Origin of the sequence: Pseudomonas sp. FP2294 (assembly GCF_030687625.1) — a bacterium.
GTDB classification, from domain to species: domain Bacteria; phylum Pseudomonadota; class Gammaproteobacteria; order Pseudomonadales; family Pseudomonadaceae; genus Aquipseudomonas; species Aquipseudomonas shahriarae.
The window spans coordinates 133,038-150,915 of sequence record NZ_CP117441.1 but is presented as its reverse complement, the minus strand read 5'-3'; the positions used below and the strand labels follow the sequence as shown (position 1 = coordinate 150,915).

3 protein-coding genes are annotated in these 17,878 nt (G+C 58.4%); 2 read left to right on the top strand and 1 reads right to left on the bottom strand.

From position 1 onward, the window contains the following. Positions 1–188: 188 nt before the first annotated feature. Together PSH73_RS00640 and PSH73_RS00635 are read left to right on the top strand one after the other, a co-directional pair. On the top strand, positions 189–15,416 hold the full coding sequence (locus PSH73_RS00640; RefSeq protein ID WP_305461744.1) for a retention module-containing protein: 15,228 nt from the start codon (positions 189–191) through the stop codon (positions 15,414–15,416). A gap of 160 nt (positions 15,417–15,576) precedes the next feature. Beyond that, positions 15,577–15,915, top strand: a complete 339-nt coding sequence (locus tag PSH73_RS00635; protein WP_057441348.1) for a hypothetical protein — start codon at positions 15,577–15,579, stop codon at positions 15,913–15,915. A gap of 14 nt (positions 15,916–15,929) precedes the next feature. Here PSH73_RS00635 and lapD read toward each other — a convergent pair whose 3' ends face one another. Beyond that, on the bottom strand, positions 15,930–17,876 hold the full coding sequence (lapD, locus tag PSH73_RS00630; protein ID WP_057957931.1) for a cyclic di-GMP receptor LapD: 1,947 nt from the start codon (positions 17,874–17,876) through the stop codon (positions 15,930–15,932). Positions 17,877–17,878: the final 2 nt, after the last annotated feature.

Below are 17,878 nucleotides of genomic sequence, written 5' to 3'. Positions count from 1 at the left end.
ATTAGCGAGGCGATTGTTTAGGATGGCGCCAAGAAGGTCAATAGTTTGGCATAAAGTAAATCGCCAAAAAATACAGCCAATTATTTGACGTCATTCGTTTTATAAACTACGCCCCTCCCAGGCTGATGAATCCCATCAGATCTCAGCCCTAGGAACACCCACAGAATGGATCGCCGGAGAAATCTTCAATGAGCAGTGTTGTTGCCATCGTCAAAAGCATTGTTGGCCAAGTTTTCGTCATTTCTCCGGAAGGGGCCCGCCGGGTGCTTGTTGAAGGTGATCGCCTTTTCGCCGGCGACCAGATAGACACCGGGATGTCGGGCGCAGTCAGCCTGGAGCTGGCCGATGGCCGCACCCTGGACCTGGGCCGTGACACCCAGTGGAGCGCCACCGCGCCCGACTCCAGCACGGACCTGGCACAAGCCACCGCACAGGCTGCACCTTCGGTTGCCGAACTGCAGCAGGCAATCGCCGCCGGCGCTGACCCGACCACCGACCTGGAAGCCACCGCCGCAGGCGCGGCAGCTGCTGGCACCGGCGCGGCGGGGGGCGGTCACAGCTTTGTGATGCTCGATGAGACCGCAGGCTCGGTTGATCCGACCATTGGATTCCCAACGGCTGGCCTGGGTTTCGGTACCAATGCGTTGACCAACGAACTCGGCGGGCAGCCGACCGACCCGCTCACGGCAGCACCTTTGCCGTCGACCCTGTCCCTGAGCGCCACCCCGACCATCACCGAAGCCGGCGGCGTGCTGACCTACACCGCCACGGTGACCCAGCCGTCTACCAGCAACCTGACCGTCACCCTGTCCAACGGCGCGGTGATCACCATCCCGGCCGGCCAGGTGACTGGCTCCGTGAATGTGCCCCTGGCGCCTAATGACAGCCCGTACATCGACCCAGGCCAGATCAGCGTCACCGTCACTGGCACCACCGGCGGTAACAACCTGATCGTGACCGTCGACCCGACGCCGGCCGTCACCCAGATCACCGACACCATCGACACCACCACCGTGACCCTGACAGCAGGCGAAACGGTGACCGAAGGCGGTCAGATCACCTACACCGCGACCTTGACCAACCCGGCGCAGACGCCCGTCACCATTACCTTGAGCAACGGCTCGGTGATCAACATCGAGGCAGGTAAGTCCACCGGTACAGTGGTGGTCGAGACACCGGCCAACGACGTCTACAACAATGGCAGCACGGTCAGCACCACCATCACCGGGGCAACCGGTGGCAACTTCGAAAACCTGGTGCCCAACACCACACCAGCCGTCACCACGATTACCGATTCGGTCGACGACACCGGCGTGACCCTCACCGCCACTAACACCGTCACCGAAGGCGGCCAGATCACCTACACCGCGACGCTGACCAACCCGGCGCAAACCCCCGTGACCGTGACCTTGTCCAACGGCTCGGTGATCACCATCAAGGCCGGCGAGTCCGTCGGTACCGTGGTGGTCGACACCCCGGCGAACGACGTCTACGTCAACGGCAGCACCGTCACGACGACCATCACCGGCACGACCGGTGGCAACTTTGAAAACCTGGTGCCCAACACCACGCCAGCCGTCACCACCATCACCGATTCGGTCGACACCACCACCGTAACGCTGACTGCGCCAGGCGATGTCAGCGAAGGCGGGCAGATTACCTACACCGCCACGCTCTCCAATAAAGCCGACACTGACGTTACGCTGAAGCTGGATAACGGGTCGACCATCATCATCAAGGCGGGTGAAACCGTCGGCTCCGTCACCGTCGATGCTCCGGGCGATGATGTGTTTGTCGACAAAAGCACGCAAACCGTAAAGATCGTCGAGACTACTGGCGGCAACTTCGAAAAACTGGAAGTGGCCGGTGACGGCGCTACCACCACCGTCAACGACACTATCGACAAGGTCGATGTGGTCCTGACTGCGACTACCACCGTGGGCGAAGGCGGTAATATCGTCTACACCGCGTCGCTGGTGGACAAGGCAGGTAACCCGGTCACTAACACCACCAATCCGTTGACCGTGACGCTGGACAATGGCCAGGCCATCACCATTGGTGTCGGCCAGTCCGCTGGCACTGCCACCACTGTTGCGCCGAACGACGTGTATGAGGGCAACCAGACCGTCACCACCGCTATCACCAATGTGACCGGCGGCGCGCATTTCGAGAACCTGGTACCGGGCACCACGCCGGTCAACACCACCGTGACCGACACACCCGGCACCACCGACACCACCACCGTCACCCTGACCGCACCAGGCGAGGCCGACGAAGGTGGCAACATCACCTACACCGCGACCTTGAGCAACAAGGCCGGCAGCGACCTGACCCTGACCTTGAGCAATGGTGACGTGATCACTATCGCCAAGGGCGAGACGACAGGCCAGGTGACGTCCAAGGCACCGAGCGACGACGTATTCAAAGATGCAGGTCCGATCAACGTCACGATCAATCCGGACATCGTGGGTGGTGGCTTCGAGAAGCTTGATATCGCACCGGGTGGGGCGACGACGCAGATCAACGACACTATCGACAAGGTTGATGTGGTACTGACCGCCACCAAAACTGTGGGTGAAGGCGGCGAGATCGTTTACACCGCTACCTTGGTGGATAAAAACGGCGCGCCGGTGACTAACATCACCAGCCCTGTGACCGTGACCCTGGATAACAACCAGGTCATCACCATTGGTGTGAACCAGTCGAGCGGGACTGTCTCGGTTGTGGCTCCAGATGATGTGTACAAAGGCGACCAGACTGTTACTACCGGCATTAAAGAAGTCACCGGTGGCGAGCACTTTGAAAACCTGGTTCCAGGTACTGACAAGGTCACCACGACTGTCACTGACACACCGGGCACCGATAACACCACGACCGTGACGCTGACTGCTCCTTCGGAAGTGAGTGAAGGTGGCCAGATCACTTACACCGCCACCTTGAGCAACAAGGCTGACACTGACGTCACCCTGACACTCGATAACAAACAAACCATCACCATCAAGGCCGGCGAAACCGTCGGTACCGTCACCGTTGATGCCCCTGGCGATGACGTGTTCGTCGATAAGAGCACCCAGACTGTCCAGATCACCGGGACTGACGGCGGCAACTTCGAGAAGCTCGTGGTTGCTGGCAATGGCGCGACTACCACCATCAACGACACCATCGACAAGGTCGATGTGGTCCTGACCGCCACTAAAACTGTGGGCGAAGGCGGCGAGATCGTTTACACCGCCACCCTTGTGGATAAAAACGGTGCGCCAGTAACTAACATCACCAACCCTGTGACTGTGACCCTGGATAACAACCAGGTCATCACCATTGGTGTGAACCAGTCGAGCGGGACTGTCTCGGTTGTGGCTCCAGATGATGTGTACAAAGGCGACCAGACTGTTACTACCGGCATTAAAGAAGTCACCGGTGGCGAGCACTTTGAAAACCTGGTTCCAGGTACTGACAAGGTCACCACGACTGTCACTGACACACCGGGCACCGATAACACCACGACCGTGACGCTGACTGCTCCTTCGGAAGTGAGTGAAGGTGGCCAGATCACTTACACCGCCACCTTGAGCAACAAGGCTGACACTGACGTCACCCTGACACTCGATAACAAACAAACCATCACCATCAAAGCGGGCGAAACAGTCGGCACCGTCACCGTTGATGCCCCTGGCGATGACGTGTTCGTCGATAAGAGCACCCAGACCGTCCAGATCACAGGGACTGACGGCGGCAACTTCGAGAAGCTCGTGGTTGCTGGCAATGGCGCGACTACCACCATCAACGACACCATCGACAAGGTCGATGTGGTCCTGACCGCCACTAAAACTGTGGGTGAAGGCGGCGAGATCGTTTACACCGCTACCTTGGTGGATAAAAACGGCGCGCCGGTGACTAACATCACCAGCCCTGTGACCGTGACCCTGGATAACAACCAGGTCATCACCATTGGTGTGAACCAGTCGAGCGGGACTGTCTCGGTTGTGGCTCCAGATGATGTGTACAAAGGCGACCAGACTGTTACTACCGGCATTAAAGAAGTCACCGGTGGCGAGCACTTTGAAAACCTGGTTCCAGGTACTGACAAGGTCACCACGACTGTCACTGACACACCGGGCACCGATAACACCACGACCGTGACGCTGACTGCTCCTTCGGAAGTGAGTGAAGGTGGCCAGATCACTTACACCGCCACCTTGAGCAACAAGGCTGACACTGACGTCACCCTGACACTCGATAACAAACAAACCATCACCATCAAGGCCGGCGAAACCGTCGGTACCGTCACCGTTGATGCCCCTGGCGATGACGTGTTCGTCGATAAGAGCACCCAGACTGTCCAGATCACCGGGACTGACGGCGGCAACTTCGAGAAGCTCGTGGTTGCTGGCAATGGCGCGACTACCACCATCAACGACACCATCGACAAGGTCGATGTGGTCCTGACCGCCACTAAAACTGTGGGCGAAGGCGGCGAGATCGTTTACACCGCCACCCTTGTGGATAAAAACGGTGCGCCAGTAACTAACATCACCAACCCTGTGACTGTGACCCTGGATAACAACCAGGTCATCACCATTGGTGTGAACCAGTCGAGCGGGACTGTCTCGGTTGTGGCTCCAGATGATGTGTACAAAGGCGACCAGACTGTTACTACCGGCATTAAAGAAGTCACCGGTGGCGAGCACTTTGAAAACCTGGTTCCAGGTACTGACAAGGTCACCACGACTGTCACTGACACACCGGGCACCGATAACACCACGACCGTGACGCTGACTGCTCCTTCGGAAGTGAGTGAAGGTGGCCAGATCACTTACACCGCCACCTTGAGCAACAAGGCTGACACTGACGTCACCCTGACACTCGATAACAAACAAACCATCACCATCAAGGCCGGCGAAACTGTTGGTACCGTCACCGTTGATGCTCCAGGCGACGACGTGTTCGTCGACAAGAGCACCCAGACCGTCCAGATCACCGGCACCGACGGCGGCAACTTCGAGAAGCTCGTGGTTGCTGGCAATGGCGCGACTACCACCATCAACGACACCATCGACAAAGTCGATGTAGTGCTGACCGCCACCAAAACTGTGGGTGAAGGCGGCGAGATCGTCTACACCGCCACCCTTGTGGATAAAAACGGCGCGCCGGTAACCAACATCACCAACCCTGTGACTGTGACCCTGGATAACAATCAGGTCATCACCATTGGTGTGAACCAGTCGAGCGGTACTGTCTCGGTTGTGGCTCCGGATGATGTGTACAAAGGCGACCAGACTGTTACTACCGGCATCAAGGAAGTAACTGGTGGCACGCACTTTGAGAACCTGGTTCCAGGTACCGATAAAGTCACCACCATCGTGACTGATACCCCAGGTACCGATAACACCACGACAGTGACGCTGACGGCTCCGTCGGAAGTGAGTGAAGGTGGGAAAATCACCTACACCGCTACGCTTTCTAATAAAGCGGATACCGACGTCACCCTGACGCTGGACAACAAGCAAACCATCACCATCAAGGCCGGCGAAACTGTTGGTACCGTCACCGTTGATGCTCCAGGCGACGACGTGTTCGTCGACAAGAGCACCCAGACCGTCCAGATCACCGGCACCGACGGCGGCAACTTCGAGAAGCTCGTAGTCGCTGGCGATGGCGCAACCACAACCATCAACGACACCATCGACAAGGTCGATGTGGTCCTGACCGCCACCAAAACCGTGGGTGAAGGCGGCGAGATCGTTTACACCGCTACCCTTGTGGATAAAAACGGCGCGCCGGTGACTAACATCACCAGCCCTGTGACCGTGACCCTGGATAACAACCAGGTCATCACCATTGGTGTGAACCAGTCGAGCGGTACTGTTTCGACTACAGCTCCGGATGACGTGTACAAAGGCGACCAGACTGTTACTACCGGCATTAAAGAAGTCACCGGTGGCGAGCACTTTGAAAACCTGGTTCCGGGTACCGATAAAGTCACCACCATCGTGACTGACACACCGGGCACAGATAACACCACTACCGTCACCCTGACCGCGCCAAGCGCCGTCAACGAAGGCGGCACCATCACCTACACCGCCACCTTGAGCAACAAGGCTGACACTGACGTCACCTTGACCCTCGATAACAAGCAAACCATCACCATCAAGGCCGGTGAAACTGTCGGCACCGTCACCGTTGATGCCCCTGGCGATGACGTGTTCGTCGATAAGAGCACCCAAACCGTCCAGATCACCGGGACTGACGGCGGCAACTTCGAGAAGCTCGTAGTCGCTGGCGATGGCGCAACCACAACCATCAACGACACCATCGACAAGGTCGATGTGGTCCTGACCGCCACCAAAACCGTGGGTGAAGGCGGCGAGATCGTCTACACCGCTACCTTGGTAGATAAGAACGGCGCGCCGGTGACTAACATCACCAGCCCTGTGACCGTGACCCTGGATAACAACCAGGTCATCACCATCGGTGTGAACCAGTCGAGCGGTACTGTTTCGACTACAGCTCCGGATGACGTGTACAAAGGCGATCAGACTGTTACTACCGGCATTAAAGAAGTCACCGGTGGCGAGCACTTTGAAAACCTGGTTCCGGGCACTGATAAGGTCACTACGACTGTTACTGATACCCCAGGTACCGATAACACTACGACCGTGACGCTGACGGCTCCGTCGGAAGTGAGTGAGGGTGGCCAGATCACCTACACCGCTACGCTTTCGAATAAAGCGGATACCGACGTCACCCTGACGCTGGATAACAAACAGACCATCACCATCAAAGCCGGTGAAACCGTCGGCACCGTCACCGTTGATGCCCCTGGCGATGACGTGTTCGTCGACAAGAGCACCCAGACTGTCCAGATCACCGGGACTGACGGCGGCAACTTCGAGAAGCTCGTAGTCGCTGGCGATGGCGCAACCACAACCATCAACGACACCATCGACAAGGTCGATGTGGTCCTGACCGCCACTAAAACTGTGGGCGAAGGCGGCGAGATCGTTTACACCGCTACCCTTGTGGATAAAAACGGCGCGCCGGTGACTAACATCACCAGCCCTGTGACCGTGACCCTGGATAACAACCAGGTCATCACCATTGGTGTGAACCAGTCGAGCGGTACTGTTTCGACTACAGCTCCGGATGATGTGTACAAAGGCGATCAGACTGTTACTACCGGCATTAAAGAAGTCACCGGTGGCGAGCACTTTGAGAACCTGGTTCCGGGTACCGATAAAGTCACCACCATCGTGACTGACACACCGGGCACCGATAACACCACGACCGTGACTTTGACGGCTCCGTCGGAAGTGAGTGAAGGTGGCCAGATCACCTACACCGCCACCTTGAGCAACAAGGCTGACACTGACGTCACTTTGACCCTCGATAACAAACAAACCATCACCATCAAGGCCGGTGAAACCGTCGGTACCGTCACCGTTGATGCCCCTGGCGATGACGTGTTCGTCGACAAGAGCACCCAGACTGTCCAGATCACCGGGACTGACGGCGGCAACTTCGAGAAGCTCGTAGTCGCTGGCGATGGCGCAACCACAACCATCAACGACACCATCGACAAGGTCGATGTGGTGCTGACCGCCACCAAAACCGTGGGTGAAGGCGGCGAGATCGTCTACACCGCTACCTTGGTAGATAAGAACGGCGCGCCGGTGACTAACATCACCAGCCCTGTGACCGTGACCCTGGATAACAACCAGGTCATCACCATCGGTGTGAACCAGTCGAGCGGTACTGTTTCGACTACAGCTCCGGATGATGTGTACAAAGGCGATCAGACTGTTACTACCGGCATTAAAGAAGTCACCGGTGGCGAGCACTTTGAAAACCTGGTTCCGGGTACCGATAAAGTCACCACCATCGTGACTGACACACCGGGCACAGATAACACCACTACCGTCACCCTGACCGCGCCAAGCGCCGTCAACGAAGGCGGCACCATCACCTACACCGCCACCTTGAGCAACAAGGCTGACACTGACGTCACCTTGACCCTCGATAACAAGCAAACCATCACCATCAAGGCCGGTGAAACTGTCGGCACCGTCACCGTTGATGCCCCTGGCGATGACGTGTTCGTCGATAAGAGCACCCAAACCGTCCAGATCACCGGGACTGACGGCGGCAACTTCGAGAAGCTCGTAGTCGCTGGCGATGGCGCAACCACAACCATCAACGACACCATCGACAAGGTCGATGTGGTCCTGACCGCCACCAAAACCGTGGGTGAAGGCGGCGAGATCGTCTACACCGCTACCTTGGTAGATAAGAACGGCGCGCCGGTGACTAACATCACCAGCCCTGTGACCGTGACCCTGGATAACAACCAGGTCATCACCATCGGTGTGAACCAGTCGAGCGGTACTGTTTCGACTACAGCTCCGGATGACGTGTACAAAGGCGATCAGACTGTTACTACCGGCATTAAAGAAGTCACCGGTGGCGAGCACTTTGAGAACCTGGTTCCGGGTACCGATAAAGTCACCACCATCGTGACTGACACACCGGGCACCGATAACACCACGACCGTGACTTTGACGGCTCCGTCGGAAGTGAGTGAAGGTGGCCAGATCACCTACACCGCCACCTTGAGCAACAAGGCTGACACTGACGTCACTTTGACCCTCGATAACAAACAAACCATCACCATCAAGGCCGGTGAAACCGTCGGTACCGTCACCGTTGATGCCCCTGGCGATGACGTGTTCGTCGACAAGAGCACCCAGACTGTCCAGATCACCGGGACTGACGGCGGCAACTTCGAGAGGCTCGTAGTCGCTGGCGATGGCGCAACCACAACCATCAACGACACCATCGACAAGGTCGATGTGGTCCTGACCGCCACTAAAACTGTGGGCGAAGGCGGCGAGATCGTTTACACCGCTACCCTTGTGGATAAAAACGGCGCGCCGGTGACTAACATCACCAGCCCTGTGACCGTGACCCTGGATAACAACCAGGTCATCACCATTGGTGTGAACCAGTCGAGCGGTACTGTTTCGACTACAGCTCCGGATGACGTGTACAAAGGCGACCAGACTGTTACTACCGGCATTAAAGAAGTCACCGGTGGCGAGCACTTTGAAAACCTGGTTCCGGGTACCGATAAAGTCACCACCATCGTGACTGACACACCGGGCACAGATAACACCACGACCGTCACCCTGACCGCGCCAAGCGCCGTCAACGAAGGCGGCACCATCACCTACACCGCCACCTTGAGCAACAAGGCTGACACTGACGTCACCTTGACCCTCGATAACAAGCAAACCATCACCATCAAGGCCGGTGAAACCGTCGGTACCGTCACCGTTGATGCCCCTGGCGATGACGTGTTCGTCGACAAGAGCACCCAGACTGTCCAGATCACCGGGACTGACGGCGGCAACTTCGAGAAGCTCGTAGTTGCTGGCGATGGCGCGACTACCACCATCAACGACACCATCGACAAGGTCGATGTGGTGCTGACCGCCACCAAAACCGTGGGTGAAGGCGGCGAGATCGTCTACACCGCTACCTTGGTAGATAAGAACGGCGCGCCGGTGACTAACATCACCAGCCCTGTGACTGTGACCCTGGATAACAACCAGGTCATCACCATTGGTGTGAACCAGTCGAGCGGTACTGTTTCGACTACAGCTCCGGATGACGTGTACAAAGGCGACCAGACTGTTACTACCGGCATTAAAGAAGTCACCGGTGGCGAGCACTTTGAAAACCTGGTTCCGGGTACCGATAAAGTCACCACCATCGTGACTGACACACCGGGCACAGATAACACCACGACCGTCACCCTGACCGCGCCAAGCGCCGTCAACGAAGGCGGCACCATCACCTACACCGCCACCTTGAGCAACAAGGCTGACACTGACGTCACCTTGACCCTCGATAACAAGCAAACCATCACCATCAAGGCCGGTGAAACTGTCGGCACCGTCACCGTTGATGCCCCTGGCGATGACGTGTTCGTCGATAAGAGCACCCAAACCGTCCAGATCACCGGGACTGACGGCGGCAACTTCGAGAAGCTCGTAGTCGCTGGCGATGGCGCAACCACAACCATCAACGACACCATCGACAAGGTCGATGTGGTCCTGACCGCCACCAAAACCGTGGGTGAAGGCGGCGAGATCGTCTACACCGCTACCTTGGTAGATAAGAACGGCGCGCCGGTGACTAACATCACCAGCCCTGTGACCGTGACCCTGGATAACAACCAGGTCATCACCATCGGTGTGAACCAGTCGAGCGGTACTGTTTCGACTACAGCTCCGGATGACGTGTACAAAGGCGATCAGACTGTTACTACCGGCATTAAAGAAGTCACCGGTGGCGAGCACTTTGAAAACCTGGTTCCGGGCACTGATAAGGTCACTACGACTGTTACTGATACCCCAGGTACCGATAACACTACGACCGTGACGCTGACGGCTCCGTCGGAAGTGAGTGAGGGTGGCCAGATCACCTACACCGCTACGCTTTCGAATAAAGCGGATACCGACGTCACCCTGACGCTGGACAACAAACAGACCATCACCATCAAGGCCGGTGAAACCGTCGGTACCGTCACCGTTGATGCCCCTGGCGATGACGTGTTCGTCGACAAGAGCACCCAGACCGTCCAGATCACCGGGACTGACGGCGGCAACTTCGAGAAGCTCGTGGTTGCTGGCGATGGCGCGACTACCACCATCAACGACACCATCGACAAGGTCGATGTGGTGCTGACCGCCACCAAAACCGTGGGTGAAGGCGGCGAGATCGTCTACACCGCTACCTTGGTAGATAAGAACGGCGCGCCGGTGACTAACATCACCAGCCCTGTGACTGTGACCCTGGATAACAACCAGGTCATCACCATCGGTGTGAACCAGTCGAGCGGTACTGTTTCGACTACAGCTCCGGATGACGTGTACAAAGGCGATCAGACTGTTACTACCGGCATTAAAGAAGTTACCGGTGGCGAGCACTTCGAAAACCTGGTTCCGGGCACTGACAAGGTCACCACGACTGTTACTGATACCCCAGGTACCGATAACACTACGACAGTAACGCTGACGGCTCCGTCGGAAGTGAGTGAAGGTGGCCAGATCACCTACACCGCTACGCTTTCGAATAAAGCGGATACCGACGTCACCCTGACGCTGGACAACAAACAGACCATCACCATCAAGGCCGGTGAAACCGTCGGTACCGTCACCGTTGATGCCCCTGGCGATGACGTGTTCGTCGACAAGAGCACCCAGACCGTTCAGATCACCGGGACTGACGGTGGCAACTTCGAGAAGCTCGTAGTTGCTGGCGATGGCGCAACCACAACCATCAACGACACCATCGACGAGGTGAGGGTTGTGCTGACCGCCACCGCCAACGTCGCCGAAGGTGGCCAGATCGTCTACACCGCCAGCCTCGTGGACAAAAACGGTGCGGCCGTGACCAACGTGGGTTCCGACCTGGTGATCAAGTTGGACAACGACTTGATCATTACCATTGGTAATGGCAAGACCAGCAGTACCGCCAACTTCACCGCGCCGAATGACTTCTACGTGGGCGCCAAGGATATTTCCGCGAAGATCACTAACGTGGTCAGCGGTGGCGACAAGTATGAAAACCTGATCCCGGTCGGTACTCCGGTAGTCACCAAGGTGACGGACGTGACGAGCAACACCGTGATCAGTATCGCGGGCGATACCTCGGTGACCGAAGGCCAGACCGCTCATTACACGTTGAACCTGACCCAGCCGGCAGCCACCGAAGTCACGGTGACCCTCTCGTATAAAGGTGTGGCCCAGGACGGTTCGGACTTCAACGGCGTGTACACCGTGAAGATTCCAGCCGGCCAAAGCACTGCGACGTTCGATATCAAGACCATCGACGACAAGCTGACCGAGCCTACGGAGAAGTTCGAGATCAGTATCTCCGGTACCTCCGGCGGTAACTTCGAGAACCTGGTTGTCAGCACCACCAACGGTAAAATCGAAACGTCGATCATCGATAACGATGCACCACCGACCATCGACCTGGATGCCAACAACTCCAGCGGCGCCACCGGGAACGACTTCAAGACCACGTTCACCGAAGGCGGCACTGGCGTGTCGATTGCTGACACCGACATCCGCATCACCGACCCGGACAGCACCCAGCTGACTGGCGCCACGGTGGTGTTGACCAATACTCAGCCGAACGACGTGCTGGACTACAGCAAGGTCAGCGGTATGAACGTGACCTCGGTCACGGATCCTGTCACCGGCAAGATCACCCTGACCCTAACCGGGACGGCGTCGCTGGCTGACTACATGCAGCAGATCAAGAACATCACGTTCAGCAACAGCAGCGACGACCCGAGCACCACGCCACGGACCATCACCGTGACCGTGACCGACGGCGGCAACTACTCGAACGTAGCGACCACCACAGTCAACGTAGTGGCGGTCAACGACGCACCGGTTGCCACTGGCGGCGCCGTCACCGGCACCGAAGACACATCGCTGAAGCTGACTTGGGCCAATTTCGGGGTCACCGATGTGGATTCCCCTCAGGCCAGCCTCGGGGTGAAAATCACCGAGCTGCCAGTCGCCGGCAAGCTGCAGTACCTGGCAGCGGACGGCACTACCTGGACCAACGTGACAGCCGGCCAGACCTTCACCAAGGCGCAGATCGACGGCGGCCAGTTGCGCTTCACGCCAAACGCCAACGAATCCGGAGCCGACGGCTACGGCGGCACCGGTGTGGGCAACAAGCAGGCTGATTACGCACAGTTCAAGTTCCAGCCAACCGATGGCAAGGACCTGGGCACCAGCGCTACCGTGAAAGTCGACATCACCCCGGTTGCGGACGCGCCGACGTTGAGCGTTGCCGATAACAACATCGCATCGGTAGGCCTGACCAAGCAGAGCTGGAACAGCATTGCGAACCTGGGCACCAACGGCAATGGCGCGACACCGACCGCACTGAAAAATGCGATCGATAACGCGGGTACGCCTAACAGCACGACGCTTTCGACCAATGTCGAGTCGACGGCCAACGTACCAGCTGGCGCGGGGTCGAAAACCTCAGGCTTGATCTATCTGGAAGCCGGCAAGGCCTATACCTTCAGCGGCTATGCCGATGACAGTCTCCTGATCAGAATCGGCGGCAAAGACGTGGCTAGCGGTACCTGGGGCTCGAACTCCGGCCAGTTCAGCGGCACGTTCACCCCGACCAGCAATGGCTACTACAGCATCGATATTTACCATGCGAACCAGTCAAATGCCGGCGGCTATGACGTTAACCTGTCGATCAACGGTGGGGCGGCGACGAACCTGAGTAATACCAACATCCCGATCTACACCGGGGTCAACGACCTGATCAACGCAGGTGCCCAGGTGTCTGACCTGCATGGCACCAACGGCCAGGGCTACTACGACGCGTATAAGCTCAACGAAGGGCTGGAAAACGGCACGGTCAAACTGACCAAGGTCACCACTGGCCTGACCGATACCGACGGCTCGGAAACCCTGAGCGTGAAGATCGGCAGCATCCCGGTGGGCGCAGTGCTCAGCGATGGTGCCGGGCATACCTTTACGGCTACCAATGGCCAGACCGAAGTCAATGTCACCGGTTGGGACCTCAATAATTTGAGCCTCAAACCACTGCCTTACACCAGCGGCCAGTACAACCTGACCGTGACGTCGACCTCCACCGAAAGCCTCGGCGGCTCGGCCACAACCGTTGCCAATGTGCCAGTCAAGGTGTACCCGGCCACCTATAGCGGGAGCACGGCGACTTCGGGCGATGACAACGTCACCGGTAGCAGCGGCAACGACATCATCGTGGCGGACGTTTCTGGCCTGAACGTGGTCCAGGGCAAAAACTACAACATCGCGTTCATGATCGATACGTCGGGCAGTATGGGTTCGGACTCGGTAGCGGCGGCGAAAGCCTCGCTGACCACCGTGTTCAACTCACTGAAAAACAGTATCGGCTCCAGCACCTCTGGCACCGTGAACATCTTCCTGGCGGACTTCAGTGACCAGGTCAATCGTACGGTTACAGTCAACCTGAAAGACCCGGGTGCACTGGATGCGCTGCAGAAGGTCCTGGATAAGATGGTGTCGACCGGCGGCACCAACTACGAAGACGTGTTCAAGGCTGCATCCAACTTCTTCAAAAGTGGCCAGGCGACTGGCAACAAGGATGCAATCAACACCACTTACTTCATCACCGATGGTCAGCCGACGTACTACCAGCGCTATGAGCAGACCAATCCGAGCTTGTACGGCAACGTCAAGCTGGACGATGTTGTCAACATGAGTAACTACACCCTGGGTACCGCCACGCGGATCACTATCGATTCGGAGCACTACCTTGACATCAATACGGTAGGGACGGTGACCCTCGGGACCTACAACTGGTGGGGTTGGGGGCAGTCCAACCTGGGTACCATTCATGCCCAAGGGGATGGCACCTATGAGTTGTCGTCCGTTGGCGGCAACGGTACAGCCTCATCCTCAAACATCAACGATCCAACGCTCATCAGCAACTCGCAGAACGCGTTCGCACTGCTCAAGGGCCTGTCCACAGGTGGCGTAGAAGCCATCGGCCTCAACAGCGGGATCAGCCTGAATCAGTTGGCACCGTACGACAGCGACAACAAGCCACAAAGCAACATCGATCCGAAGGACCTGGCCAACGCCATCCTCGGTCACAGCGAGGCCACCCTGCCGGGTGCCGACCGTGTCGATGGAGGTGACGGCAACGATATCCTGTTCGGCGACCTGGTGAGCTTCCCGGGCATTACCGGCGAGGGCTATAACGCCATCCAGACCTACGTGGCAGGGAAAAACGGCGTGGCGGTTGCTGCTGTCACCGGCCAGGATGTGCACAAGTACATCACCGAGCATTACACCGAGTTCAACACCTCGGGTGCCAAAGACGGTAATGACACCCTGCTGGGTGGCTCGGGTGATGACATCCTGTTCGGCCAGGGCGGCAACGACTACCTGGACGGTGGCAAGGGCAACGACATCCTGTTGGGCGGCACGGGTAACGACACGCTGATCGGCGGCCAGGGTAATGACATCCTGATCGGCGGCACCGGTGCCGATACCTTCGTCTGGAGATCCGGTGACGTCGGCAACGACGTGATCAAGGACTTCAAGGCCTCGGAAGGCGACCGTATCGACCTGCGTGACCTGCTCAAGGGCGAAACCGACAGCACCATCGACAACTTCCTGAAGTTGACCACGGTGGATAACGTGACCACGCTGCAGATCAGTTCCGAAGGCAAGCTCAACGCTGACGGCGGCCTGGCCAATGCGGATGTGACGATCAAGCTGGAAGGCAACAACTGGTCTGGCCAATCGATCAACTCGTTGATCACTGGTGCTGACCCGACCATCAAGGTCGATCACTCCTAATGAACCACTGAACCGGCCGCCTCTTGAGGCGGCCGATTCATTTGCGGCCACCGTTCACTGGCATGGGGCAACGATTGCACGGCATACTCACGTCCAATCGCGCTCCGTTGGCCTATGCTGCTGACAGGCTGTCGTCAGTTCTCCTCATGAGGGATGTTCAATGTTCTACGTGCAACGTGATGCACAGGGTGAGCTGATTCGCGCCGAAGCGGTTGCCTTCGCCGAATCGACCGGCACCCTGCCCGCGGATCATCATGAGATCCAGGCCTGGTTTGCCAATGAAGAAGCGGAGCTGAGCCTCAAGCAGCTCAAGCACAGTGACTCGGAGATGATTCGGGTGCTGGAAGACTTGATTCAGGTGCTGATCCAGAAAGGCGTGATCAACCTCACGGACCTGCCGGTTGCCGCGCAAGCCAAGCTCAAGGATCGCAGCCACGCACGGGAATCACTGGGTGGCCTGAGCCACCTGATCAATGATGATGAGACCGGCCTGATCTGAGGCCGGCCACGGCCTCAGCGCCAGGGCGCCGGCTCGCCAAACAGCTGGCCCTGCACGCCAAAAATCCCCATCTCGCGAATCACCTGCAACTCACCCTCGGTTTCGACCCGCTCGGCAATCAGCGGCAAGTCGATGCTGTGGGCTGCGCGCTGGATAGCTTCGATAAACAGGCGCTTGTCGCTTTCCTGGTCGATGTCGCGGATGTAGCTGCCATCGATCTTCAGGTAGGCCAGGCCCAGGCGCGCCAGGTTACCGATCATGCTGAAGCGCCCGCCAAAACGTTGCAGGCTGAGGGAGAAGTTCAGCTCCCGCAGGCGCTGGGTCAACTGCTCCAGTACCGCCTGTTCGGGCAGTTGCTCTTCACCGATTTCCAGGGTCAGGCGCGGGCCCAGGTTGGAATGCTGACGCAGCAGGTCGAACACGCGGTTCAGGGCTTGGGGGTCTGCCAGCGTGGCTGCAGACAGGTTCAGGGCCAACGAATGTTCATGGCTGGCCATCTGCTTGAGCACCAGCTCGAGCATCAGTCGGTCCAGACGCGCCGACCAGCCAAACCGCTCCAGCCAAGGCAGGAAACGGCCGGCCGGGATGGTGTGGCCCTGATCGTCCACCAAACGCGAGAGCACTTTGTAGTGCAGGATCAGTTGCGGATCCTGGGCGGCCACCACCGGCTGGAAGTACAGCTCGAAGCGTTGCTGGCTCAGCGCCAGGTCCAACAGTGAGTGCCAGGCATGATGATCGTCGCCGACGCTGGCGGCAGCGCTGTGGTCCAGGCACACCCAACTCACGTCACCCAGGGTTTCGGCCTGGGCCAATGCCTGGTCGGCCAGGGTCAGCAGGGCCTGGGGGGAATCACCGTGACTGAACGGCGCCAGGCCGATACAGGCAACCGGCGAAACGTCACTGGCGCCGGTGGCTTGCAGGCTTTGCAGGGTGCTTTCCAGGTTCTGCGCCAGCTGCATCGCCTCTTCACGCATCAGCCCCGGCGCCAGCACGGCAAACTCGCCGCCGCGGATGCGCGTAATCAGGTTATGGGTTTCCGGGTACGGCTCGCACTGGCGCAGCAGTTGTTCGCCGACTGCCTGCAGCAGCTGGTCGGTGCGCTGGCCACCGAGGCGCTGGTTGAGGCCGGCCAGGTCCTTGACCCGCAGCACCAGCAGGTAGCCTGAGCTGGTTTCTTCGGGGTTGCTGACCCGGGCATTGAGTTGCATCTCGAAATAACGACGGTTGGCCAGGCCCGTGAGGTTGTCCTGATAGGATTCCACCCGCAGTTTTTCGCTGCGCTCGGCCTGTTCCTGGAACAGTGCCTTGAGCTTTTCCACCATCTGGTTCATCGCCTGTACCACGCGGCGCAGCTCCGGGGTGCGCGGCAGATCCGGCAGGCTCAGGAACTCACGGCGGGCAATGGCATGGGACTGTTTGACCATATAGTCCAGAGGCTTGAGTTGCCGGCGCAGTAACAGCGCACCCAGCACCGCACTGACGGCGCCGCACAGCAGCAGCCAGCCCAGGCTGCCCAGGGCGCTCTGCCACAGCTTGGCCAGGGCGAACATCGGATGGCTGACCACCTCGACCCGCGCCGCCTGCTCCCAACCACGGCTGACCAGGGCGTCGCCGCCGGCCGGTTCCAGGCCGATCAACTTGACGAACCAGTTGGGCACGCCGTTGTTGTCGGGGATACCACTGCGCTCGACGATGACCTGGTCATTGGTCACGTCGACCACGCGGATGCTCGCGTAATAACCGCTGTCGAAGATCGAGCTGACCAGCAGTTCGACCATCGCCGGGTCGTCGATATTGGGCGTCAGGGACAGCGCCAGAGCGGTCGCCGCGTCCTGCGCGTGGGAGCGCAGTTGGTTCACGTATTGGGTACGCGAACTTTCCAGGCTGACCATGAAGCTGCCGCTGAAGGCGACCACCAGGAACAGACAGATAGCGATCAACAGCTGTTTGAACAGTGACATCT